Consider the following 23102-nt stretch of genomic DNA (forward strand, 5'->3'; position numbering starts at 1 on the left):
TTAAAAAGTTTACTTTTTAATTGGGGACATACTCAAGAGGCTGAAGAGGCGCCCCTGCTAAGGGTGTAGGTCGGGCAACCGGCGCGAGGGTTCGAATCCCTCTGTCTCCGTAGGTAATATAGTTTATAAATACACTCATATCTATAATGATATGAGTTTTTTTTTGTATAAAATTTAGACACAGTATGTGACTAACAAGGATGCGTTTAGACATAAAGCAATTGTGTAGAAAATGCTAGAGGCTGTAATGAAGCGCTATTGTGCATGATTGTTTGGAGAGCTTCAAGAGAACGCAGGTGGGATAAGAAGCGTGCGCATAGAGCCATTTAAAAGACGTAAACGACCAATAGACGTGATATATATAGTTAACAAAAGTTAGTCTTATGAAATACATAAGGCTAACTTTTTTTCGTGGGTCATTAAAAATGAATCTTATGATAAATTGCATGGACGTATTCATGATCATTAAAAAAGACATTATGAATTAGGCTATGAATAAATGAATAGAGTGGTACATAGCCAACTTATTGCTGAGACAAGACAAACAAGTTTGAAATGTACGATAAAATAAGTTCATTTAACAGATGTCTTTTTCGAGAATAAGGAAATGTGTTTTAAATGCGTGAATTACTTTTTTTGGAGTGAATTATGTCAAAATACACTGAATTATTTGAATTAACTAAAAATTTTCGAAAAAATTTTAACATTTAAAAAAATTACTAATTCATTTTAATAAATATAGGTTTTGCCAGTGTTGTAAATAATAATAAGCTTAAATATAACAATTCACTTTCATTTAGGATGTTAATTGTTAAGGGGGTTATCTTGTTGTTTTGGCAAAAGTTTCATAAACTATTGCTTATTGACTAAGAAAGGTAAGCATGTGAGGGGGAGAATTATTGTGATAGTAAAAGGCAGTATCCTAAAACAGAGACGTGAACAGTTGGGGATTTCGCAAGGACAGTTAGCAGAAGGTATTTGTCATCAATCGATGGTATCTCGAGTTGAGAAGAGAGGGCATATTACGAGTATGACAGTTTTGAAGGCCTTGTGTGTGCGTCTGCATATTGATATTTCACAAATAGCTGAGCTGACGACAGAGAATCATGTGCAATTATCATATGTGCGAGAATTAGTTGAACACATGGATTTTGTAAAGGCAAGAAAAATCATGGAGTCAACATCTTTTATGCACGAGATGGAAGAGCTAGTCTTGCCTGAGTATCATTTGTTAAATGCGATTTGTTATGCGGGACAGAACGAATGTCAAAAAGCCATGCATTATTTGCACATGGCATTGAGTGGTACGATGCATACACAAGTTGGTTTAATCATTGAAATTTTTAATGAGATGGGTGGCGTGTGGATGCAGTTAGGCGAATATGATAATGCAAGTGATTGCTTGGATCGCTGCCAAAAGCTAATTGCCTCAATCAACGAAATTAAAATGGAAGCGATGAAACTTGTGATTGTAAAAGTGTATCGCAGACAGGCAGAATTAGATTTATTACGTAAGGAATATCACAAGGCTTTAACGGGGGTTGAGTCTGCGATGAATTTGTTACCGAAAAATAACGCATATTATGAATTGGTATTACTGCAAAAAATTAGAATGGATTGTGCCGAAGCCTTGGGACTATTAGCAGAACAGCGTGAAGCACAATTACTTTCTTATGCGGCTGGTCTATTTTCACAAGATCAAAAATTGGAGGAGCAAACGCGACAATATCGTTCTGAAATAAGTATTGATAAAAAAAGTAATTAAACCTGTAGAAAGTTCAAATAATCACTAATAATTTTCTCCAAAATGCGGTATAATAAAGAGGTTTAGGAAAGTAGTTTTTTGGAGTAGGAGGCAAGTTATGAACTTGATTACAGGTTTATCGATGCTTGACCTAAGTCGTTTCCAATTTGCGATGACAACAATTTTTCATTTCTTCTTTGTGCCATTGTCAATTGGTTTGGGCTTGATCGTAGCAATCATGGAAACCTTATATGTCGTCAAAGGCGACGAACAGTATAAGCGTATGACGAAGTTCTGGGGACGCATTTTCCTTTTGAGCTTTGCCGTGGGAGTTGTTACTGGTATTATTCAAGAGTTCCAATTCGGAATGAATTGGTCTCGTTATTCACGTTATGTTGGTGATATCTTTGGACCAGCATTGGCGGTTGAAGCCTTAGTTGCATTCTTCTGTGAATCAACATTCTTAGGGCTATGGATGTTTGGATGGGATCGCTTTAAAAAGGGTGTTCATTTAGCATTCATCTGGTTAGTATCTTTGGGATCAGCCTTTTCAGCTTTGTGGATTTTGGCAGCCAACTCATTTATGCAAAACCCGGTTGGATTTAAGATTGACCACGAATTTGATCGTGCGGTCTTAGTTGATTTCCCAGCTTTGTTGACTAACCATCAACTATGGTTGGAATTCCCACACGTTTTGTTTGCAACAATGTTGATCGGACCATTTGTGGTTATCGGTGTATCTGCATTTTCATTGCTTCGTCGTAAGACTGAAGTGGACTTCTTTAAGAAGTCAGTGCATATCGCATCATTGATTGCATTGATTGGAACAGTTGGAATCTTGGTTACAGGTGACAGCCACGCCTACAACCTACAATTTGACCAACCAATGAAGTTCGCCGCAATGGAAGGAATTTCAGAGGACGTCGGTGGTAAGGATGAGCAACAACCTTGGTCTGTTGTTGCCTACACAAACCCAGAGACACACGAAACTGAGTGGTCTTTGGATGTCCCATATCTTTTGTCTATTTTGGCCCATCATGATGTGAAGGGTTATAACAAAGGAACTGAGACCATTAATAAAGAATTGCATGAAAAGTATGATGATAAATTTGGCGAAGACATGAACTATTATGTTCCAACCAATACATTATTCTATGCTTTCCGTGTGATGGCAGCTGTAGCCGGAGTTCTTGGACTTTTGGCAGCCTTGGCTTGGTGGTTTACGCGTGAGAAGTCAACCTTTGATATTACAAAGTATCGTTGGGTGCTTTGGATTTTCGCACTATCAACCTTCATTCCATTCTTTGGTACAACAGCTGGTTGGTTAATTACCGAATTAGGTCGTTATCCATGGGTTGTTTATGGTGTGTTGACGATTGCTGATGCGGTCTCACCAAATGTTTCATTTGCGTCATTATTCATTTCAAACGTTGTTTACTTCTTAACATTTACCGCTCTTGGTGGTGTTATGATTTATCTTACACGTCGTGTGATGATTCAAGGACCTGAATATGTTGATGAAACTGTAGATGAAGAACAAGCACCTGCTGATCCATTCTCTGCAGATGCGTTTGATGGACAAGGAGGTAAGAACTAATGCCTTCAGTATTACAAATTTTATGGTTTGTCTTGATTGCAGTGCTATTCGCCGGATTCTTCTTCTTAGAAGGATTTGACTTTGGAATTGGTATGTCACTTAAAGGTGTGGCAAAGAATGACGAAGAAGAAGATGCATTGATTGAATCAATCGGACCACACTGGGACGGAAATGAAGTTTGGTTGATTACTGCCGGTGGTGCAATGTTTGCTGCGATGCCTTACTGGTATGCCTCATTGTTCTCTGGTTTCTACCTTATCTTGTTTATCATCCTATTAGGATTGATTTTCCGTGGTGTTTCATTTGAATTCCGTGAACAAATGGAAACTTCAAAGTATCGTCGCCTTTGGACGACGATTGCAGCGGTTAGCTCATTTATCGTGCCATTCTTCTTTGGTTTGATGTTTGCTGACGTTGTAAAGGGAATGCCAATGAATGCAACTGGTGATATCTCAGCTGGATTCTTTGATTACTTTAACATCTTCTCAATCGTAGCTGGGGTTGCGGTTGCCTTGCTTTCATACATGCATGGTTTGAATTACATGCGTTTGAAGCTTCATAATGGATCACTTGTTCAACGTGCAATTGCACAATTAAAGGTTTTGTATCCAGTATTGCTTGCAGGAGAAGTTGCTTTTGCAGTGACCCTTTACATCTATACTGATTTCTTTACGAACAAGCCAATGATTACATTAGGAATGTTAGTTGTAATCGTTGCTTTGACCTTAGCTGCTTGGTATACAAATATCAAGGGTCGTGAAGGTTGGAGCTTCCTTGCATTGGGACTTGCAATCGTATCAGTTGTCTTCTTATTGTTGATTGGTTTGTACCCTCGTGTGATGGTTGCAACTGATCCTGCAAATTCAATTTTGTTGAAGAATGCAACATCAACACCATACACTTTGAAGTGGATGACAGTGATTGCTTTGACAATGGTGCCAATTGTTCTTGGTTACCAAGGTTGGAGTTTCTGGGTCTTCCGCAAGCGTATTCAAGTTAAGGGTGAAAAATAGTGTAAGTTAACATAATTATACTTTGAAAAGGGGATCGGCAAATTGTCGGTCCCTTTTATACATAATTCATTACAGGAGAATTTTTATATGTTAGATCCGAGAATTTTTAAATTTGAAGGCGCCCGAAAAGCGCTAGGCATATTGACAATATTAACGGCCATCCAAGCTGTTGTGATTGTCATACAAGGTCGTTATCTAAGTGTCAGTTTATCTGAGCTTTGGCAGATGACGCCATTAAAAGCAGTGGCACTTGCTTTAAGTATTTTTTTGTCAGCATTTATAATTCGTCAATTTTTGACGGTTGCTAAGAATTATGTGCTCGTACCATTTGCGAAGCAAACAACTGATCAGTTACAAAAAGAGTTGATTCAAAAATATGCGAAATTAGGACCAACTGTTATTTCACAGAATGGAACTGGGAAATCAGTTAATTTGGCAATTGAAGGAATCAGCCAGGTTAATAACTATCTAACACTCGTACTCATTAAGTTTATCGATATGAGTATCGTTCCTTGGGTGATTTTGGTGTATATCGCCACAATTAAGTGGGAACATGCGTTATTCTTGTTGTTTATTTATCCGGTTATTATTTTATTCATGATTATTCTAGGCTATACAGCTCAAGCCAAGGCCGATCGTGAATACGATCGCTTCAATCGTTTGTCAAACCACTTTGTGGATACACTACGTGGCTTGACGACATTGAAACAATTAGGTCTGTCAAAACGTTATGCAAAGAATGTTTATGAAGTGTCTGAAGATTATCGTAAAGCAACTTTGGGTACTTTGAGCGTTGGGATTTTATCAACTTTCGCGTTAGACTTTCTGACAACCTTGTCAATTGCTGTGGTCGCTTTATTCTTGGGAATGGCATTGATGGATGGAACGATATCACTTGTTGCTGGTCTGACAATTTTGATTTTAGCACCAGAGTATTTCTTACCAATCCGTAACTTTGCGAATGATTATCATGCAACTTTGGATGGTAAAAATGCTTTTTCAGATATCATGGATATTTTGGATCAAACTGAATTAACCGATAATCATTTGTATCAAGCACAACAATCAGGCTGGCAAGTAGACAGTCAGTTAGTGTTAGAAAATGTGAATTATGCCTATCCAAATTCCGACCAATTGGCACTTCAAGATATCAATTTATCATTAACGGGATTTGAACGTATCGGTTTGGTCGGAACTTCAGGTTCTGGGAAATCAACTTTGTTGAATCTACTGGGTGGTTTTATTGATGGAACTGGAGATGTCCAAATTGAAGGACAGCGTGTGCCACATTTGTCGCAAGTTGATTGGCAAAATAATTTACAAGTCATGCCACAAGATCCGTACATTTTCCACGATACAGTCCGGGCTAATTTAGCTTTTTATACACCGCAAGCAACTGATGCTGAAATCTTACAAGTGCTACAACGCGTCGGTTTGGAGACTTGGTTTAATCAATTAGCAGATGGACTATCAACGATTATCGGAGATGGGGCCGTCCAGACTTCTGGGGGACAAGCACAAAGAATTGCATTGGCCCGAATTATGTTGGATCAAGACCGACGTATTATCTTAATGGATGAGCCGACAGCACATTTAGATATTGAGACCGAGATGCAATTGAAAGAGACGATGTTGCCTGTTTTTAATCAACACATGGTTATTTTTGCAACGCACCGTTTGCATTGGTTGGCTCAAATGGATTGGATTGTCGTGATGAAAGATGGTGCAATTGTTGAACAAGGAACACTAGAAGAACTATTAGCAAATGATGGTTACTTCGTTGAATTACAACAAGCAATGAAAGGGGTTAACCGTCATGCATGATTTTTGGGAAACAATAAAACATGATCATTGGGTCTTTCCATATCTCAAGAAGTACAAAGCTTTATTAGCGTTAATTATTTTTCTTGGATTTATGACATTCTTTTGTGGTGGTGCGTTGATGTTTACATCAGGTTACTTGATTTCGCGATCAGCACAGAAGCCTGAAAATATTTTACTCGTCTATGCACCAATTGTGTTGACCCGTGCCTTTGGAATTGGCCGTCCATCATTTAGATATGCAGAACGTTTGACTTCGCATAATTGGGTTTTACGGATTGTTTCTGTTTTCCGTAAGCGCCTATATGAGATTGTTGAATCAGGAACTAAAAGCATTTATGCCCGGGTTCAAACAGGTGAAATGTTCAATTTAATGGCAAATGACCTGTTTAAAATTGAAAATATGTATTTACGTGTGATTTTCCCAAGTATTATTGGTTGGTTGCTATACATTGTTGGGTCAATTGCGTTGGGCGTTTTTAGTCCAATTGCTGCCTTAATTGTGTTGTTAGTCCTTGGTTTGAATACGATCGTGTTGCCATTAATTACTTTGGCAATCATGGGGCAAAGGGATGCGCAACAAAAGCAAGTTGAAAGCCACATCTATACTGACTTAACAGATTCAGTGATGGGCTTGCAAGATTGGATTTTAGCCGGACGAACAGATGAGTTAGTCCAACGTCAGGAAAACGACTTTAAGCGTTTAGGTACGTTACAGACGAAAGATGACCATTTTGATTGGTGGCGTAATTTCACATCAGAAATTATTATTGGCGTTGTGGCATTAATTTTGATTATTTTTGCAACGATAACTTTTGGTCACTCACAATTAGGTGTTAACTGGATTGCGGCTTTTGGTTTGGTGCTTTTTCCAATTACAGATGCTTTGAGCAGTATTAGTCAAGGATTTGGTGAATTACCACGTTATACAGATTCAATAAAGCGCTTAAATGATATGGACCAACAAAGCCAAAGTGAACAAAACCAACAACTATCACAAGTTGAAGCACCAATTGCAAATGAAATTAAGTTAAATGCGGTTAACTTTGCTTATGCAAATAGTGAAGCCATTTTTAAAGACCTTAATTTAACAATTGCAGCTGGTGAGCATTTAGCTGTGCTGGGTCAATCTGGTGCTGGAAAATCAACACTTTTGAAGTTGATTCTAGGAGATGAAACTCCAACTAATGGGAACATTACAATTGGTGGCGTCAATGTTGGACAGTTGCAAGAGCATCGCGCAGAAATTGTTTCAGTGTTAGATCAACAACCTTATTTATTTGATACAACTGTTTCAAATAATTTGAAATTGGGTAAACTACACGCAACTGACACTGAATTGTGGGATGTGTTGGAAAAGGTTAATTTAAAGAACCTGGTGGCACAATTACCTGAAAAATTGGATACACCGATGACCGAAGCTGGAAAACGTTTTTCTGGTGGTGAAAAGCAACGTTTTGCGTTAGCGCGTATTTTATTGCAAGACACACCCATTGTGATTTTAGATGAACCAACTGTTGGTTTGGATCCAATCACGGAATTGAACGTCTTACAAACCATTTTTGAGACTTTACAAGATAAAACGTTAGTCTGGGTTACACATCATTTGACAGGGGTTGAATTGGTTGATCAAGTTATCTTTATTGAAGACCAAGGGATTAGCCTAGCTGGAACCCCAGAGGACTTACTCAATCAATCAGAACGTTTTGCTTCTTTGTTAGTTATGGATCATGGGATTTAAATCGATGAAAGTTAGTAGATAACCTACTAACTTTTTTTATTTTTACAAGCATTTCTTAACGCTTGTTAAAGGCTTTATCTGGTATTATAAAGGTTGATTCCAAAAAAGATTGGGGGAGTTACCCATTAAAAAGAATACACAAGATAGTAAACTTAATACGAAAGTTATTTTAGGATTAGTAATTATTTTATTGATTGGTAGTTTTATAACAGTTAAATTAGTACAATTAAATTCTGTAGGGCGTTCAGCTACCATTAACAAACCTACAACGGCTTCACATGAAGCATTTATTGAAGCTGTGGCACCAACAGCAGTTGCCATTCAGAATCAAGAACATGTACCAGCCTCAATTAGTATTGCACAGGCAGCACTAGAATCAGATTGGGGACAGTCAAAATTAGCGGCAGATTATAATAATTTGTATGGTGTTAAGGGATCTAGATTTACCAAAAATGTTGACTTACCAACCAAAGAGTTTGAAGATGGTAAGTGGAAGACCATTGATCAACCTTTTAGATGGTATGATAACTGGAATGAATCAATGTGGGGACATGCGTCCTTACTGGTGAATGGTACGGATGATAATGCGAAGCGTTACTCAGAAGTCATTGATAGTGATAATTATAAAGATGCGGCACATGCTTTAGTTGATGGGGGCTACGCAACTGATCCAGATTATGCTGAAAAAGTAATCGGTTTAATTGAGACGTATCAATTAGATCAATATGATGAACAATAACAATTATAGAAGGTAGTAAAAATGAGTGAAGAAACGTTACCTGGAACAACGATTGGGATATTAGGTGATGACATTGTTAGTAGTTATTTAGCACAGGCTGCACAACGTCAGGGCTTTTTAGTTGCGGGGTATAGTGATTATGATGATGCACCGGTTATAAAAAAAGCCGATTATCGGTTAATTGGTCATGAAGAGCTAACCAATTTCATTGGTTTGTCAGATTTAATGACGTATGCCTCTTCATGGGTACCAAATCATGTGATTTCAACTTTAGAAGAAACAGCGGTCCATTTACCGCAAGGATTAGATTTGATTAGTTTTACGGATGACCATGCCCTAAGTAAGGCTTTTGCTGAAGAACAAGCGCTTAATATTTTACCTTATGAAATTGGCACGTCATTAGATGATGTTGCTGCAGCCGCAAGGACATTAGGGTATCCAATTATTGTTAAGCCAAACTATCGGCATCATCAGGGTAATCGCGCGGTGGTTGTCAAAGGGGCTTACGATTTAGGAAAAGTGGCACCATTAATTGATGGTGTGCCGGTTATTATTGAAAGCTTTTTAGAAAATATTCAAGAATATTCATTGACAGCGGTTCGTGACCAAGATGGTGAATTTGTATTTTATCCTTTGCGTCAGACCCAGGTAGAGGCCAATCAGTTACATTGTGCTTGGACAGTTGGATCAACGAACAATCTTGTGCGTCAAGAAATGAATGATATTACGACAAAAATTGGTACAGCACTCAATTATATTGGTGCTTATGCGGTGCATTTTTTCTATTCAGATGCCGGAAATTTGTATGTGCGTGATATTACGGCGGGGATTGAACGCGTTGATTTAATGTATGGTGATATTTGTAATTGTTCCGTTGAAGAACAGCATCTACGGGCGATTACAGGGCAAAAAGTGATGCCAGTTGTCACGCAACAAGAAGGGGCATTTATGCCGCTTGTACCAGGTAATTTGAATAAACTTAAATTCCAATGGGGGATTCATGATAATTGGCGCGTCAATATCTATCCAGATGTCCCTTATAGCGTACAATGTGGGCATGTGGTGCTAACTGGTGCAGACATTGAGAAAGTGTTGAACCAAATTCGCGTGGTACAAATGTGGGATTTCGATAAAATTAAAGAATAAAAAAACTAGTTAGGGATTAACCTAACTAGTTTTTTTAGAAAATACCAGTAATGGCTAATAGAGAACTACCAACCATAATAATTAGCATGAAAATCACAAATATTTTGGTGATTTTTTGCATTGTTGTTTTTTCTTTTTTCTTACTCATTTACGTCATCTCCTATTAGATTTAATAACAATCTAATTAATTATAGCAAAAAAAATACAGAATGCGCACAGATAGAGACAAATCAAGTATAATATAAAGTACGAATATTTAGAAAAAGGAACGCAATATGGTAACGATTATTGATTGGCCCTACAGTATTCTAGTCGTCATTATCTTGACCATTGGAATATTTTTAGCCAAAAGAACAATTCGAAGTTGGCCTCCAAAATTAAATGTTATTGACCTCATGGTCTTACCAATGCTTTGGAGTCTACAGTGTATAACCTTTCAAATGAGCCATTTTTCATTGGTAGGTCCATTAGTGTTTATGTTTTTATTATGGGGAATCGCGTTAGCTATATATCAAACGTTTGGATTAAAAACATTTAGACAACAACAATTTTTCATCAACTGGTGGCGAATTGTGGGCGTAACAACAGTGATTATCTATGTGGTCATGATTGGATTAACGCAAATCTTATAAAGTCAAGAAAGTGAGTCGATTAAAATTATGGAAAAGTTACATGGTACTGTAAAAAGTTGGGAAGATAATAAAGGGTTTGGTTTTATCGAACATCCAGATGAAGCAGATTTATTTGTACATTTTTCGGCATTAATTAATATGCGTGTACGTAGTTTAGAACCTGGTCAAAAGGTAAGTTATGTCATTGCACCGGGGATTAGAGGTGACCAAGCCGCATTAGTAGAACTTGAAGACTAGGAGGACGGCAACAATGGATGAAGCATATCAAGAGAAAGTGATTACCGAAGATGAAAAGTATGATGGTCACATTGTTCGTGTAACAGAACAGACAGTTGAACTACCAGATGGCCGTCAGGCAAAGCGTGATATTGTTTATCACAGTGGTGCGGTGGCAATTTTAGCGTTGACTAATGATAATAAGATGATTCTTGAAGCGCAATGGCGTGCGCCAATTCAACAAATGACTTTAGAAATTCCAGCGGGAAAAGTGGATGGTCGTGACCAAAACTATTTAGACACGGCTCGACGCGAGTTGAATGAAGAAACACGCATGCAAGCAGGTCATTTAGAAAAAATCGCTGGATTTTATACTTCAGTTGGATTTTCGGATGAATATATGGAGCTTTATTTAGCAACAGACTTGTCTCCAGTTGATGAAGAATTACCGCAAGATGATGATGAGGCAATTGCTTTGAAAATGTATTCATTTGAAGAAATGACAGATTTGTTTCAAGCAGGCCAATTAAATGATGCTAAGACATTGATGGCGTACTTCTATTGGCAAACACAGCAAACAAAGTAGGGCGTTATGTGGGAAAAAATAAAAGCATATTTTAAACGTAAGCAGACAGAGCGGCAAGCGAAAAAAGATCGGATTGCTGCTGTTAAACCCACGCTCGACCAATTTAATCCACCATTAACGCGAAAAGAATGGCGTTTAACTGGTCGTGGAAAATATGAGTTTGATGCAAACACGCGTAAATTAACCCAATTTGGGTTGACTGTGCGGCTTGAACACCGATTAAATTTGATGATGCTAGTTCTTTTGGCATTAGTTGTTGTTACTTATATAGTGATGTTGTTCTTTTAAGGAGGAAAATATGCGATACGGAATCGTGAATGCAATGGAAGAAGAGAAAATTGCTTTACTTGAGGCGATGTCAGACACTAAAACGTCTGAACATGGTGGTAAGACTTTTTACGAAGGAATGATTGGTGCCCATGATGTTGTGGTTGTTGAAGCGGGGATTGGAAAAGTTGCGGCTGCGATTACAACAACTTTATTATTAAACGAATTTGACATTGATTTTGTCATTAATTCGGGATCAGCCGGGGCTTTAGGGCATGATTTACGCATTGGGGATGTCGTGGTTGCAGATGATCTCGCATATGCTGACGCGGACGCACGTGCTTTTGGGTATGATTATGGACAAGTTCCACAGCAACCAGCACGTTTTGCAACGGATAAGGTGTTGTCAACGCAATTAAGCGAAAATTTTGCCAAGAGTGATAAGCAATTGTTACACGGGTTAATTGTTACGAGCGACTCATTTATCGCGCATGATGATCAAAAACAAGCTATCTTAGAACATTTTCCTGATGCCTTATCTGCAGAAATGGAAGGGGCTGCGATTGCACAAGTCGCTACTTATTATCAGAAGCCTTTTGCTGTTGTTCGTGCGATATCAGATAATGCTAATGGTGAAGCAGGACCAACTTTCGATGAATTTATTATTGAAGCGGGGCAACAATCAGCTCAAGTATTGATTGATTTCTTTAACAAGTAAATCTTAAAGAATAACTATATATATGAAGGAAACTAACAATTATGGCTTTTGAAAAGGAAATAAAAATTCCTGGTGATGATCGCACATACGTGATTAGTCCAAGAATTAGACGGTATGCATTAACTGATACTGGGTTTGTTAATCAAAAAAATGGTACTTTTGTGATGGAACGGTCACTTGAACCGATGAAACCAATTACAGGTGCCGTTAAACTCAAGGTTGTTGTGAATGGCACATTGGACGGTATGAAGATCAAAACATTAAATCCAGCTGGTACAGTGACAGTTAATTTATTTAAGATGAAAGATAATGCAGAGATGGTAGAACTTTATCATTTTTATCTTGAAGAGTTAATCCAACGTGAAATCATTGATGAAAAATAAAAAAAGTGGGATATTTCGATACGATATGTCTCACTTTTTTTTTGTGATTTGGGTAAAAGTAATGAAAATGTGGAACGTAAAACCTTTAACTAACCTAAAAACACTGTTTTTAGTAAATTAATCGATTGATTCGTAACTTATCAGTTGTTACATAATTGACACATTAAGTACTTTCCCGCGAATAAAAAAATTGCAAGCGAAAAAAATAAAATTTATTTGCTGAAATTTGCATTAATTAGCAAAAAAACGTTTTAAAAACAAAGAGCGTCAAAAAACTGTTCTAGACGGCTTGTGATAAAAAATATTACTGATTGTGTCGAAATTCCATGGATTTTGTCATTTTAGCGCAATGCTTCGATTTCTTTTTGTAATTCACTTTTGTTTTGGCTTGTTAAACTAATATTTGTCGTTGAGAGAGAGCCGCAAGCAACAAGCTTGGGTACGACAAAGAGAGTTTTAAAAATTAAAATTAAAAAGATCGTTTTACGCTAAAGGAGAAATCTATAATGAATAAACATTTAATGTCAGCATTAGCAGTCGCAGGTTTGGCCACATTCGGTGCATCAGTTGATGCATCTGCAGATTCATACACAGTTAAGGGTGGTGACACACTATCAAGTATCGCTGCAGCCCATGGTACAACTGTTTCAGCATTAGCATCAGCAAATAACATGTCACAAGATGGTATGATTTACCAAGGTGAAGACATTCAAGTTAATGGTGAAGCTATCGCCAGTGCACCGGTTGATGCAACAACTTACACAGTTAAGTCTGGTGACACATTAGCTAAGATTGCACAAAGCCATAATACAACAGTTGATAAGTTGGCTGCGTTGAACAATCTTGCTAACCCAGAAATGATTTATGTTGGTGAAGTTTTGCAATTGCAAGGTGAAGTTCAAGTACAAGCTGCAGCGCCAGTGCAACAAGCACCAGTAGAACAAGCAGCACCAGTACAACAAGCACAAGCCCCTGTACAACAAGCAGCAGCGCCAGTACAACAACAAGCCGTACAAACTGCAGCACCAGTGCAACAAGCAGCAGCGCCAAAGGCCACAAATACAGCCAGTGCTTCAGGTTCAACTTATGACCAATTCATTGCTAACGGTGGAACAGCAGCAATGTGGAATACAATTGTGATGCCTGAATCAGAAGGAAACCCAAATGCGGTATCACCAAATGGTTACCGTGGATTAGGTCAAACTAAGGAAGGTTGGGGAACTGGTTCAGTTGAACAACAAACAAAGGGAATGCTTAACTATGCCAACTCACGTTATGGTTCAGTTAACAATGCCGTTTCATTCCGTCAAGCTAATGGTTGGTGGTAAGATTTAAATCAACACGTAAAAAAGCGAGTCACTGTCATGCAGTGACCCGCTTTTTTTATTTTACATCATTGAATGAATATCTATTCAGTTAATGCAGAGTATACCTACTGCATGTCATCCAAGGTTTTGCATAATGCATAATAGATGCGCTCAACGTCGTTTTGATTACCTCTTAGTTCATAGTCTGCGATCAGCGGACTATCAAACGTCTGAGCATAGCGTTTGGCTGTTAAAACATATTGCGCATTAAAGTTTTTATTACCTGAGCCAACAACACCAATCAAATGACGGGCATTATTACCAAAACTGATTTGGTCAAATAAGGCGTTGGTCATGATTTCTTTCACGCCATTATCAATCCCATTACCACCATCTAAATACGTTGGGACAAAGGCAAAATAAGGGGAAGTTTCATGTTGATCTGGACTCATGTCATTAATTTCAATCCCTTCAAACTGAGGGCCGGCCTGTTTAGCAGCATAATCAATTAATTTTGAGACAAAAGCACGGGTATTTCCTGATTGAGAAATAAAAAGTATTCGCGTCGGCATAAGAATTCCTTTCCAAGTTAATCTAAATTCTCTAACAACGTTAAGCTATATTTTTTAAACTTTCAAGCAAAAATAGTGCTTACTATATGTAAACGTTGATAGATAGGGCTTTGCTCGATTTTAAAAAAATCAGCCTAACAGAGCGTTATATTTTAATCTATTTGTAATAATGCCAAAGACTGGCTATGTGTCCATGATATGGGCTGTCAAGCCTTATTTTTCATTGTTTTTATGCCTTGCAATGAGTTAGGTTTTTAAAGTATACTCAAAAACAGTTATTCAAATCGTTGATTCGAAAATACGAAATATTAAATAAATCTAGAGGTAAGCGAGATGCAAAAAATTACGGTATACACGAAGAATAATTGTGTGCAATGTATGATGACAAAGAAGCTATTGGCACAATACCAAATCGAATTTGCGGAAGTAAATGTTGAAGAAGTACCAGAGGCATTAGCTTCATTGAAAGAAGCAGGCTTTCAATCAGTACCTGTGACAATCGTTGATAACCAAGAACCAATTGTTGGGTTCCGCCCAGACTTATTGGCAAATTTAGCTAAGGCGGCCATTTAGGCAGCAAATACAACACATGCTAGCCGGTGCAATCAGATTCCGCTATGCGGCTTGTGTTGATACTATAAATAATAGAGTGGGGAGTGCACATGTCACTATTAGACTTGGACCAAAATAAGGTCACTTATTTTGATTTAAATAATGAATTAAATATCCCAAAGGATAATACTATCCAACTTGGAAAAGATCGTGAAGCACTTGATGCATTTATGGCAGAAAATGTCATTCCCAATACATTAAAGTTCGATTCACAAAAGGAACATTTTGACTATTTAATCGAAAATGTTTTTATCGATCCTAAAGTTGTTGAACAATATGATTTCGCTTTTATTGAGCGACTCTATGACTATTTACAAGAACAAAATTTTCAATTTAAATCATTTATGGCAGCATATAAGTTCTATGCTCAGTATGCCTTAAAGACAAATGATGGTGCCTATTATGTTGAAGGCTATGTTGATCGTGTTGCGATGAACGCTTTGTTTTATGCGAATGGGGATGAGCAGTTAGCGATGAATTTGGCTGATGAAATGATTCATCAACGTTATCAACCTGCAACGCCTTCATTCTTGAACGCAGCTCGTGCGCGTCGAGGAGAACTTGTATCATGTTTCATCTTACAAGCAACTGATGACATGAATTCAATTGGACGTACGATTAATTCTGCTTTGCAACTATCTAAAATTGGTGGTGGTGTTGGGATTAATCTTTCGAACTTACGTGAAGCTGGGTCACCAATTAAGGGGATTGAAAATGCAGCCTCAGGTGTTGTCCCAGTGATGAAGTTGTTAGAGGACTCATTTACTTATTCAAATCAAATGGGTCAGCGTAATGGTGCTGGTGTGGTTTATTTGTCAGTTTTCCACCCCGACATCATGGCATTTCTAGCAACGAAGAAAGAAAACGCAGATGAAAAGGTACGAATTAAGACCCTTTCAATGGGCGTGACCGTACCAGATAAGTTTTATGACTTGATTAAGCGTGATGAAAAGATGTACCTATTTTCACCATATGATGTGGAAAGAGAATATGGGACAGAATTCAATTATGTTGATATCACAGCCGAATACGATAATATGGTTGCAAATCCAGCAATTAAGAAGACGACGATTAATGCACGTGATTTAGAGAATGAATTGTCAAAGATGCAACAAGAGTCCGGTTATCCTTACATTATCAATATTGATACGGTGAACCGTGCCAATCCGATTGCAGGTAAGGTGATTTCTTCTAATTTGTGTTCTGAAATCCTACAAGTCCAAAAGCCATCAATCATTAATAATGAACAACAATATGAACAACTAGGAACTGATGTTTCTTGTAACCTTGGGTCTACAAACATTGTGAATCTAATGGAGACTGATGACTTTGAAAAGTCAATTGACACGATGGTTCGTGCTTTGACTTCTGTGTCAGATGCTTCAGATTTGGATATTGTGCCATCAGTACAGCACGGAAATCAAGAACTACACGCGATTGGTTTGGGTGCAATGGGCTTGCACGCAATGTTTGCAAAAAACCATATGTATTATGGGGACGAGGAAGCATTGGATTTCACGAATATGTACTTTATGATGTTGAATTACTATACATTAAAGGCCTCAAATAACTTGGCGCGTGAACGTCAAGAGACCTTCTTTGATTTTGAAAAGTCAGCCTATGCAGATGGTTCATATTTTGATGCTTATACAGAAGCACCAATGGCTCCAAAGACTGAGAAAGTTCGTCAGATTTTTGCCAAACACCATGTGCCAAATCAAGCGGACTGGGTGGCCTTAAAAGAGCAAGTTATGCAAGATGGTTTGTATAATGCATACCGTATGGCCATTGCGCCAACTGGGTCAATTTCTTATGTAAACGATGCAACAGCATCACTACATCCGATTATTAATAAGATTGAAGAACGTCAAGAAAAGAAGATTGGAAAGATTTATTATCCAGCTCCTTATCTGGATGCAGATACAATCCCTTATTATGAATCAGCTTATAATATCGATATGCGTAAAGTGATTGATGTTTATGCAGCTGCTCAGCAACATGTCGATCAAGGGATGGCCATGACTTTGTTTATGCGTTCAACAGTTCCAGAAGAATTGTACGAATGGAAGCAAGGACGTACCGATAAGATGACAACACGTGATTTAAATATCTTACGTAATTATGCTTACAGTAAAGGTATTAAATCTATTTACTATATTCGAACTTACACCGATGATATGGAAGAATTTGGTGTAAATGAATGTGAGAGTTGTTCTATTTAATAAATCAAAAAGGCAAGCAGAAACGATTGATTTTGCTGCCTTTTTTCTTGAAAAATGAGGATAGAGATGAGCGAACAATATAAACCAATTAATTGGAATAAAATTGAAGATGCGATTGATAAGGCAACCTGGGAGAAACTAACTGAGCAATTCTGGTTGGATACACGTATTCCATTATCAAATGACTTAGATGATTGGCGTAAAATGACTAAGGCTGAACACAATCTTGTTGGAAAAGTTTTTGGTGGTTTAACTTTATTGGACACACTTCAGTCACAAGATGGTATGACATCACTTAAAGAAAATATTCGTACGCAACAAGAAGAAGCCGTATTGAATAATATTGAATTTATGGAATCAGTCCATGCGAAGTCGTACTCATCGATTTTTGAAACATTAAATACTGAAGCCGAAATTAATGAAATCTTTGCGTGGGCGGAGACGGATGAATTCTTACAGTATAAGGCGCAAAAAATTAATGATATTTATCATAATGGAACACCACTACAAAGAAAAATTGCATCTGTCTTTTTAGAAACATTCTTGTTTTATTCTGGGTTCTATACACCTTTGTATTACTTAGGACATAATAAGTTAAATAACGTCGCAGAAATTATTAAACTTATTTTGCGTGATGAATCTGTGCATGGAACCTATATTGGTTATAAGTTCCAACTTGGTTTCAATGAATTATCTGAAACAGAGCAAGCTGACCTAAAGATGTGGATGTATGACTTAGTCTTTGATTTGTACAGCAATGAAGAAAAGTATACCCATGAGTTATATGACGAGATTGGTTGGACTGAATCAGTTTTGACTTTCTTACGTTATAATGCGAATAAGGCTTTGATGAATTTGGGACAAGATCCATTATTCCCTGATGGGGCTGAAGATGTAAACTCTGTGGTCATGAATGGAATTTCAACAACAACTTCGAATCATGATTTCTTTTCTCAAGTTGGGAACGGTTATCGTTTAGGTGAAGTTGAAGTGATGTCAGATGAGGATTATAACTTTTAAAATAAGTTATTGACAAATCTAAATTACACATGCTATTATCATATTACTTTAATAGATAGGTGGAAGTTATAATGGTTACAGTTAAGACACAATTAAATGGTTGGTGGCGCAGGTAGCGCATTGAATGTTTAACGACAGGTTCAATGCGTATTTCGATGAGCGATATGTATCGAGCCTGTGTGTAACCATACTTCTGAAAATGAGAGGTCCACACGGTATCCGGTGGACCTTTTTCTTTTGCCATAGACGGCCATAAGAAGGTTCTAAGGAATCGACTTATGGCTTTTTGTTTACGCTATTGGCAGAAATAGAGGAGTAGAAGATGAATAAGAAAATTATTGCAAGTCTGTTAGTTTTAACAGGAATGCTCGGAGTAGCAGGCTATACTGAGGTAAAAAAAGAACAAGTTGCACGTGAGAAACCCGTTGTTGGGATTTTACAATTTATGAAGCACCCAGCGTTAGATGAAATTCATCGTGGTATCGAAGATGAGTTAGCTAAAGAGGGCTTTGAAAAAGGTAAAAATATTGAAATTGATTATCAAAATGCACAAGGTGATCAATCTAATTTGAAGACCATGGCCACTCGCTTTTCAAATGAAGATGCAGATGTGTCTGTTGGGATTGCAACACCAGCTGCGGTTGCACTAGCCAATACAATTTCAGATAAGACTGTTGTATTTTCTGGTATTACAGATCCTGTGGGTAGTAAGTTGATTAAGAATGAAGCGAAGCCAGAAAAAAATATTACCGGAATCTCTGGTAAGGCGCCGCTGAAAGATCAATTAAAATTGATACAAGATTTCATGCCACAACTTAAAACACTAGGTGTTGTTTATACATCTTCAGATGACTCAGCCTCAACTGAAGCAAAGCAAATGATTGAGCTTGCTGAAGCAGCTGGAATTAAAGTGAAAGCATATACGATTACATCATCAAATGATTTAAATCAAACGAGTCAACAAATGGTGGCGAATGGACAAGTTGATGCTGTATTTGTGCCAACTGATAATACGATTGCCGGGGCAATGCCAACGTTGATTAAAAATACAAATGATGCCAAAGTACCGGTTTTCCCAACGGTAGACACCATGGTTGAAGCTGGTGGTGTTGCGGCTAGTTCAATTAATCAACGTGAACTTGGAACCATGACTGGAAAAATGATTGCCAAGAATTTGCGTGGTGAAAAGGTAGAAGATTTGCCAGTTGAAGCGATTGAAAAGGGAACGCCAATCATTAATCAAAAACAAGCTGACGATTTGGGAATTAAGATTCCTGATGCATATAAAGACGCCAAGCGCGTAGATAAGGAGTAGTCATTATGGAAATATTAGTATCAGCAATTGGGCAAGGACTATTGTGGGCCCCACTTGGCATTGGTTTGTATTTAACTTTTAGAATTTTAAACTTTCCAGATATGACTGTTGAAGGAACTTTTCCATTAGGAGCTGCGGTTGCAGTCACAATGATTAGTAATGGGGTAACACCCTTCATTGCAACTTTATGCGGTATGTTAGCTGGGTCACTGGCGGGGTTAGTAACAGGTCTTTTGTATACAAAAGGTAAGGTTCCGATTCTGTTAGCTGGAATTCTATCGATGACCGCCATTTATTCAATTAATTTGCGAATTATGGGTCAAGCCAATCGATCATTGCTAGATTTGCCAACCTTGTTTAGTAGTTCACTGTTAGATTTTCTACCTAAGAATTTTCCAATGGTCTTAGTGGGATTGATTTTCATTACCGTTATTGTTGGATTAACAGCCTTATTCTTAAAGACTGAATTAGGGCAAGCTTTTATTGCAACAGGTGATAATGCGAATATGTCACGTTCATTAGGCATTAATACCGATAATATGACGATTATGGGGTTAATGATTTCGAACGCTTTGATTGGTTTAGGTGGAGCGCTCGTTGCTCAGAACAATGGTTTTGCCGATGTAAACATGGGAATTGGAACAATTGTTGTGGCATTAGCATCAATTATTATTGGTGAAGTGGTTTACTCAGATCAGATGACTTTGACAGAACGTTTAATTACAGTTGTGATTGGTTCAATTATCTACCGTTTCGTTTTGGTAATTGTGCTTGAAGTTGGCTTTAATGCCGATGACTTAAAGTTGGTCAGCGCTGTTATTTTGGGACTTGCATTGATGCTACCAAATGTTGGTAAGCGCCTTTCAATCAAATTAAAGAAGGAGGCATAAACGAATGACGACATCGAGTTTAAGACTAGAAAATGCAACAGTGGTCGTAAATCAAGGAACAAGTGAAGAAAAGACCATTTTAGATGCAGTTAACTTAGAAGTACAAGCTGGTGAATTTGTCACCGTTTTAGGTTCAAATGGTGCTGGTAAATCAACACTTTTTAATGTGATTGCAGGAACCTTGAATTTAACCTCTGGCAAGATTTATTTGGGTGATACAGATGTGACACACTTAAAGGAAATTGAACGCACACATATTTTGGCGCGTGTGTTTCAAGATCCTAAGTTGGGAACAGCACCACGAATGACGGTTGCCGAAAATTTGTTAATGGCAGAGCGCCGCGGTCAAAAGCGACGTCTAAAGTCACGTGGTTTAACGACAGAAAAGCGAGCCGAAATGGCTCAGGTTGCTGATAAAATGGGGAATGGTTTGGCGCAGCGTCTTGATGTTGCAACAGGGCAACTGTCTGGTGGTCAACGTCAGGCTTTAGCCTTTTTGATGGCTACGGAAAAACGACCAGAACTATTACTTTTGGATGAACATACAGCTGCGTTAGACCCAAAGACGAGCGCACAATTGATGGCATTGACTGATGAGCAAATTAAAGCCCAGCAGTTAACGGCAATGATGATTACACATAATTTGTCAGATGCACTTCAATATGGGAACCGTTTGCTTGTTATGTCAGAAGGTAAGATTGCGATGGATGTTGATGGAACAGCTAAGCAAGCCTTAACTTTGGAGGATATGCTTGCATTTTTCAATCGCTATTAATTCTTGCATTTACGCAAAAATCCGGCGTATGATAGAAGGATAGCGAATTTTGAAAGGCGATTTGGTGATGGTAAAGTATTGGCAACGTTTCAGTGCGGTTGCTGTAGGTGGATTTATTGGTGGCGCTATGCGCGAAAGTTTGGAATTATTATTGCAAGCTCCTAATTTTCCATTTGCAACATTATTGATTAATCTGACGGGAACATTTTTGGCTGTCTTTTGTACGGTGTGGTTTACTGAGAAGCGACATGTGAATCAATTATTAACAGATTTTATTTCAGTTGGTATCTTAGGTGCTTATACAACTTATGCAACTTTGATTACTGAAACAAGTACAAAGTTGGCCCCTATTTCTGGTATGGTGTACATTGCTGTATCGATTCTTGGCAGCGTGGGGATGGTGTATCTCGGTCGCTGGTTGGCCCGAAAGGTGGTGCATGAAGTATGATGCTTATCATCGTAGCGGGAATCGGTGCTGCTATTGGCTCAATGGCTCGTTTTACTTTACTAGAAATGGCATCCAAATTAATGGGGTCAGCGAGTGGTTTAATGGTTTTAATCATTAATTTATTAGCGGCACTGGTAGCAGGAATTGTTTATGGTATCCACGCACCTTTGCTAGATAATACATTTTTAGCAGCTGGAATCATTGGTGGGTTCTCCACTTTTTCAGCTCCAATTGTGGATTTAGCTGATGGTTTAAGTGCACCTGGTCAAAGTGGCTATGCAATCTTGCGTATGGCAGTATTATTAATTGGTGGACTATTGATTTTTCAAGTTGGCGTGCTCCTTACAAAAATTTAATGCCTATAGAAACATATATCTGATTTAGCAGATATATGTTTTTTTATACAAAAAAAGCAGACACATGGGTCTGCTGGGCATTTTAAATTATTTTGTGGTTGATAGTTTGATGTGATTGCCTTCGAAGTCTTGAATATGAAAAACTGTGTTTGCACCATTTTTACTAACCGGTGTAGTTTGTTCAACGTCATAGTTAATCAGATGATTTTCAATGGCTTGGGGTGTATCTTGGACTTGAATGTTCAATGTGATGGGGTCCCCATCGATAAAGGCTAGAGGCTGGCCTTGAAAAGAAAGGTGTGTTTCTTCGTGGGCGCCAAAGTTTGAGGGAAGATCAAAGACTTCTCGATAAAAACGAACAGCACGATTGTAATCGGAAACGGGGATATTGTAAGTAGAAAATGATGAAACACGCATAATTAAAGTCCAACTTTCATTAAGATAAATTATCTTCTATTTTAGACGTTTTTTTGAAAATAGAAAATGGAAGAATTGCGAATTTTAAAAGAGATTAGCGTCTATATTGTCAAAGATATAAGGAGGCGCTATGAAAAAGATTACGTCAATGGAAGCACTTGGACGCTATTTAGTCGTTCGATACGGTGCGACACCACAAGAAACGTGTTGGATAATTGCCGTTGATACGCAGTTATCAATTATTGATGAGGTACTGGTTGCAAAAGGCACACTTAATCAAGTTGGGATTCATCCACGAGATGTATTTCGCCATTTAACCGCCGTTAATGCTTATGGGTTTATGATGATACATAATCATCCAAGTGGACATCTTGATGCGTCGGCCGCAGATTTGCAAGTGTTACGACAATTCATGGTTTGTAGTGAATTGATGGCAATTAAATTTTTCGATTTTTTAATCATTGCGGCCAATGGTTATCGAAGCTATCGATTTAGTTCACATTGGAAGAAAATTCATTTGCAAAGCTTACTGGATAATCTGGACTAGAGTGTCAGATTTGTGATA

General features: G+C 37.9%; 26 protein-coding genes and 1 tRNA gene. 24 read left to right on the plus strand and 3 right to left on the minus strand.

All coding sequences use genetic code 11. The annotated features are described in order from the left end of the window. The first annotated feature begins 22 nt into the window (after positions 1–22). From IV67_RS06730 to IV67_RS06765, 8 genes are all read left to right on the plus strand, one after another. Positions 23–110 (plus strand) — tRNA-Ser (locus tag IV67_RS06730). Between the two features lie 791 nt (positions 111–901). Beyond that, positions 902–1765 carry a helix-turn-helix domain-containing protein gene (locus IV67_RS06735; RefSeq protein ID WP_162261082.1) on the plus strand — a complete coding sequence of 288 codons (864 nt, stop codon included), beginning with the start codon at positions 902–904 and terminating at the stop codon, positions 1763–1765. 97 nt (positions 1766–1862) lie between these two features. Then, positions 1863–3341: a cytochrome ubiquinol oxidase subunit I gene (locus IV67_RS06740; RefSeq protein ID WP_201782740.1), complete on the plus strand. Its 1479-nt coding sequence runs from the start codon at positions 1863–1865 to the stop codon at positions 3339–3341. Then, positions 3341–4354 (plus strand): cytochrome d ubiquinol oxidase subunit II, encoded by a 1014-nt coding sequence (gene cydB, locus IV67_RS06745; RefSeq protein WP_057788363.1) that lies wholly within the window; start codon positions 3341–3343, stop codon positions 4352–4354. Before IV67_RS06740 ends, cydB begins: the two co-directional genes overlap by 1 nt. A gap of 87 nt (positions 4355–4441) precedes the next feature. Beyond that, positions 4442–6178 carry a thiol reductant ABC exporter subunit CydD gene (gene cydD, locus IV67_RS06750; RefSeq protein WP_057788365.1) on the plus strand — a complete coding sequence of 579 codons (1737 nt, stop codon included), beginning with the start codon at positions 4442–4444 and terminating at the stop codon, positions 6176–6178. After that, the gene (gene cydC / locus IV67_RS06755) at positions 6171–7916 is read left to right on the plus strand and encodes a thiol reductant ABC exporter subunit CydC (protein WP_057788367.1); all 1746 of its coding nucleotides are present in this window, start codon (positions 6171–6173) and stop codon (positions 7914–7916) included. The genes cydD and cydC overlap by 8 nt, the downstream gene beginning before the upstream one ends. Before the next feature lie 109 nt (positions 7917–8025). Next, positions 8026–8655: a glycoside hydrolase family 73 protein gene (locus IV67_RS06760; RefSeq protein ID WP_236698269.1), complete on the plus strand. Its 630-nt coding sequence runs from the start codon at positions 8026–8028 to the stop codon at positions 8653–8655. A gap of 21 nt (positions 8656–8676) precedes the next feature. Further along, a complete protein-coding gene (locus IV67_RS06765; protein ID WP_057788368.1) occupies positions 8677–9801 on the plus strand; it encodes an ATP-grasp domain-containing protein in 1125 nt (374 codons plus the stop codon). Between the two features lie 34 nt (positions 9802–9835). Here the strand turns inward: IV67_RS06765 and IV67_RS09150 are convergent, their stop codons facing one another. Next, positions 9836–9949: a DUF4044 domain-containing protein gene (locus tag IV67_RS09150; RefSeq protein WP_083486704.1), complete on the minus strand. Its 114-nt coding sequence runs from the start codon at positions 9947–9949 to the stop codon at positions 9836–9838. Between the two features lie 127 nt (positions 9950–10076). Here IV67_RS09150 and IV67_RS06770 point away from each other — a divergent pair, with 127 nt between their 5' ends. The 7 genes from IV67_RS06770 to IV67_RS06800 all read left to right on the plus strand — a co-directional run bounded on the left by IV67_RS06770 (position 10077) and on the right by IV67_RS06800 (position 13931). Then, positions 10077–10433, plus strand: a complete 357-nt coding sequence (locus IV67_RS06770) for a DUF3397 family protein (RefSeq protein ID WP_057788370.1) — start codon at positions 10077–10079, stop codon at positions 10431–10433. 27 nt (positions 10434–10460) lie between these two features. Further along, positions 10461–10670, plus strand: a complete 210-nt coding sequence (locus IV67_RS06775; protein WP_057788372.1) for a cold-shock protein — start codon at positions 10461–10463, stop codon at positions 10668–10670. A 13-nt stretch (positions 10671–10683) separates the two neighbouring features. Then, the gene (locus tag IV67_RS06780; RefSeq protein ID WP_057788374.1) at positions 10684–11235 is read left to right on the plus strand and encodes an NUDIX hydrolase; all 552 of its coding nucleotides are present in this window, start codon (positions 10684–10686) and stop codon (positions 11233–11235) included. Positions 11236–11241: 6 nt separating this feature from the next. Then, positions 11242–11523, plus strand: a complete 282-nt coding sequence (locus IV67_RS06785; RefSeq protein ID WP_057788376.1) for a hypothetical protein — start codon at positions 11242–11244, stop codon at positions 11521–11523. A 10-nt stretch (positions 11524–11533) separates the two neighbouring features. Continuing rightward, on the plus strand, positions 11534–12220 hold the full coding sequence (locus IV67_RS06790) for a 5'-methylthioadenosine/adenosylhomocysteine nucleosidase (protein ID WP_057788378.1): 687 nt from the start codon (positions 11534–11536) through the stop codon (positions 12218–12220). Positions 12221–12261: 41 nt separating this feature from the next. Further along, positions 12262–12603 (plus strand): cysteine desulfurase, encoded by a 342-nt coding sequence (locus IV67_RS06795; RefSeq protein ID WP_057788380.1) that lies wholly within the window; start codon positions 12262–12264, stop codon positions 12601–12603. 506 nt (positions 12604–13109) lie between these two features. Then, complete coding sequence (locus IV67_RS06800) at positions 13110–13931, plus strand: LysM peptidoglycan-binding domain-containing protein (protein ID WP_083486705.1); 822 nt, start codon at positions 13110–13112, stop codon at positions 13929–13931. Between the two features lie 104 nt (positions 13932–14035). Here IV67_RS06800 and IV67_RS06805 read toward each other — a convergent pair whose 3' ends face one another. After that, the gene (locus IV67_RS06805) at positions 14036–14482 is read right to left on the minus strand and encodes a class Ib ribonucleoside-diphosphate reductase assembly flavoprotein NrdI (protein ID WP_057788382.1); all 447 of its coding nucleotides are present in this window, start codon (positions 14480–14482) and stop codon (positions 14036–14038) included. A gap of 333 nt (positions 14483–14815) precedes the next feature. Between IV67_RS06805 and nrdH the strand changes: the two genes are divergently transcribed. The 8 genes from nrdH (at position 14816) to IV67_RS06845 (ending at position 22120) form a co-directional block, all read left to right on the plus strand. After that, entirely contained in the window at positions 14816–15055 is a 240-nt protein-coding gene (gene nrdH / locus IV67_RS06810; RefSeq protein ID WP_057788384.1) for a glutaredoxin-like protein NrdH, read from the plus strand. Positions 15056–15144: 89 nt separating this feature from the next. After that, positions 15145–17316: a class 1b ribonucleoside-diphosphate reductase subunit alpha gene (gene nrdE / locus IV67_RS06815; RefSeq protein ID WP_057788386.1), complete on the plus strand. Its 2172-nt coding sequence runs from the start codon at positions 15145–15147 to the stop codon at positions 17314–17316. 66 nt (positions 17317–17382) lie between these two features. Next, a complete protein-coding gene (nrdF, locus tag IV67_RS06820; RefSeq protein WP_057788388.1) occupies positions 17383–18336 on the plus strand; it encodes a class 1b ribonucleoside-diphosphate reductase subunit beta in 954 nt (317 codons plus the stop codon). Positions 18337–18658: 322 nt separating this feature from the next. Further along, a complete protein-coding gene (gene trpX, locus IV67_RS06825) occupies positions 18659–19651 on the plus strand; it encodes a tryptophan ABC transporter substrate-binding protein (RefSeq protein WP_057788390.1) in 993 nt (330 codons plus the stop codon). A gap of 5 nt (positions 19652–19656) precedes the next feature. Then, positions 19657–20541 (plus strand): ABC transporter permease, encoded by an 885-nt coding sequence (locus IV67_RS06830; RefSeq protein WP_057788392.1) that lies wholly within the window; start codon positions 19657–19659, stop codon positions 20539–20541. Positions 20542–20545: 4 nt separating this feature from the next. Continuing rightward, positions 20546–21316 carry an ABC transporter ATP-binding protein gene (locus tag IV67_RS06835; protein ID WP_057788393.1) on the plus strand — a complete coding sequence of 257 codons (771 nt, stop codon included), beginning with the start codon at positions 20546–20548 and terminating at the stop codon, positions 21314–21316. Between the two features lie 67 nt (positions 21317–21383). Beyond that, positions 21384–21764: a FluC/FEX family fluoride channel gene (locus IV67_RS06840; RefSeq protein WP_057788648.1), complete on the plus strand. Its 381-nt coding sequence runs from the start codon at positions 21384–21386 to the stop codon at positions 21762–21764. After that, the gene (locus IV67_RS06845; RefSeq protein WP_057788396.1) at positions 21761–22120 is read left to right on the plus strand and encodes a fluoride efflux transporter FluC; all 360 of its coding nucleotides are present in this window, start codon (positions 21761–21763) and stop codon (positions 22118–22120) included. The genes IV67_RS06840 and IV67_RS06845 overlap by 4 nt, the downstream gene beginning before the upstream one ends. An 87-nt stretch (positions 22121–22207) precedes the next feature. Here IV67_RS06845 and IV67_RS06850 read toward each other — a convergent pair whose 3' ends face one another. Continuing rightward, on the minus strand, positions 22208–22537 hold the full coding sequence (locus IV67_RS06850) for a VOC family protein (RefSeq protein ID WP_057788398.1): 330 nt from the start codon (positions 22535–22537) through the stop codon (positions 22208–22210). Between the two features lie 130 nt (positions 22538–22667). Between IV67_RS06850 and IV67_RS06855 the strand changes: the two genes are divergently transcribed. Then, entirely contained in the window at positions 22668–23084 is a 417-nt protein-coding gene (locus IV67_RS06855; RefSeq protein WP_057788400.1) for a JAB domain-containing protein, read from the plus strand. Positions 23085–23102 lie beyond the last annotated feature (18 nt).

This window comes from Weissella minor (assembly GCF_001437425.1).
Lineage (GTDB): Bacteria > Bacillota > Bacilli > Lactobacillales > Lactobacillaceae > Weissella > Weissella minor.

What these genes read in the sequence shown, in the direction of transcription:
- IV67_RS06740 (WP_201782740.1), top strand. Translation starts at nt 1,863, where the DNA reads ATGAACTTGATTACAGGTTTATCGATGCTTGACCTAAGTCGTTTCCAA.
- cydB (WP_057788363.1), top strand. Translation starts at nt 3,341, where the DNA reads ATGCCTTCAGTATTACAAATTTTATGGTTTGTCTTGATTGCAGTGCTA.
- cydD (WP_057788365.1), top strand. Translation starts at nt 4,442, where the DNA reads ATGTTAGATCCGAGAATTTTTAAATTTGAAGGCGCCCGAAAAGCGCTA.
- cydC (WP_057788367.1), top strand. Translation starts at nt 6,171, where the DNA reads ATGCATGATTTTTGGGAAACAATAAAACATGATCATTGGGTCTTTCCA.
- IV67_RS06765 (WP_057788368.1), top strand. Translation starts at nt 8,677, where the DNA reads ATGAGTGAAGAAACGTTACCTGGAACAACGATTGGGATATTAGGTGAT.
- IV67_RS09150 (WP_083486704.1), bottom strand. Translation starts at nt 9,949, where the DNA reads ATGAGTAAGAAAAAAGAAAAAACAACAATGCAAAAAATCACCAAAATA.
- IV67_RS06770 (WP_057788370.1), top strand. Translation starts at nt 10,077, where the DNA reads ATGGTAACGATTATTGATTGGCCCTACAGTATTCTAGTCGTCATTATC.
- IV67_RS06775 (WP_057788372.1), top strand. Translation starts at nt 10,461, where the DNA reads ATGGAAAAGTTACATGGTACTGTAAAAAGTTGGGAAGATAATAAAGGG.
- IV67_RS06780 (WP_057788374.1), top strand. Translation starts at nt 10,684, where the DNA reads ATGGATGAAGCATATCAAGAGAAAGTGATTACCGAAGATGAAAAGTAT.
- IV67_RS06785 (WP_057788376.1), top strand. Translation starts at nt 11,242, where the DNA reads ATGTGGGAAAAAATAAAAGCATATTTTAAACGTAAGCAGACAGAGCGG.
- IV67_RS06790 (WP_057788378.1), top strand. Translation starts at nt 11,534, where the DNA reads ATGCGATACGGAATCGTGAATGCAATGGAAGAAGAGAAAATTGCTTTA.
- IV67_RS06795 (WP_057788380.1), top strand. Translation starts at nt 12,262, where the DNA reads ATGGCTTTTGAAAAGGAAATAAAAATTCCTGGTGATGATCGCACATAC.
- IV67_RS06800 (WP_083486705.1), top strand. Translation starts at nt 13,110, where the DNA reads ATGAATAAACATTTAATGTCAGCATTAGCAGTCGCAGGTTTGGCCACA.
- IV67_RS06805 (WP_057788382.1), bottom strand. Translation starts at nt 14,482, where the DNA reads ATGCCGACGCGAATACTTTTTATTTCTCAATCAGGAAATACCCGTGCT.
- nrdH (WP_057788384.1), top strand. Translation starts at nt 14,816, where the DNA reads ATGCAAAAAATTACGGTATACACGAAGAATAATTGTGTGCAATGTATG.
- nrdE (WP_057788386.1), top strand. Translation starts at nt 15,145, where the DNA reads ATGTCACTATTAGACTTGGACCAAAATAAGGTCACTTATTTTGATTTA.
- nrdF (WP_057788388.1), top strand. Translation starts at nt 17,383, where the DNA reads ATGAGCGAACAATATAAACCAATTAATTGGAATAAAATTGAAGATGCG.
- trpX (WP_057788390.1), top strand. Translation starts at nt 18,659, where the DNA reads ATGAATAAGAAAATTATTGCAAGTCTGTTAGTTTTAACAGGAATGCTC.
- IV67_RS06830 (WP_057788392.1), top strand. Translation starts at nt 19,657, where the DNA reads ATGGAAATATTAGTATCAGCAATTGGGCAAGGACTATTGTGGGCCCCA.
- IV67_RS06835 (WP_057788393.1), top strand. Translation starts at nt 20,546, where the DNA reads ATGACGACATCGAGTTTAAGACTAGAAAATGCAACAGTGGTCGTAAAT.
- IV67_RS06840 (WP_057788648.1), top strand. Translation starts at nt 21,384, where the DNA reads ATGGTAAAGTATTGGCAACGTTTCAGTGCGGTTGCTGTAGGTGGATTT.
- IV67_RS06845 (WP_057788396.1), top strand. Translation starts at nt 21,761, where the DNA reads ATGATGCTTATCATCGTAGCGGGAATCGGTGCTGCTATTGGCTCAATG.
- IV67_RS06850 (WP_057788398.1), bottom strand. Translation starts at nt 22,537, where the DNA reads ATGCGTGTTTCATCATTTTCTACTTACAATATCCCCGTTTCCGATTAC.
- IV67_RS06855 (WP_057788400.1), top strand. Translation starts at nt 22,668, where the DNA reads ATGAAAAAGATTACGTCAATGGAAGCACTTGGACGCTATTTAGTCGTT.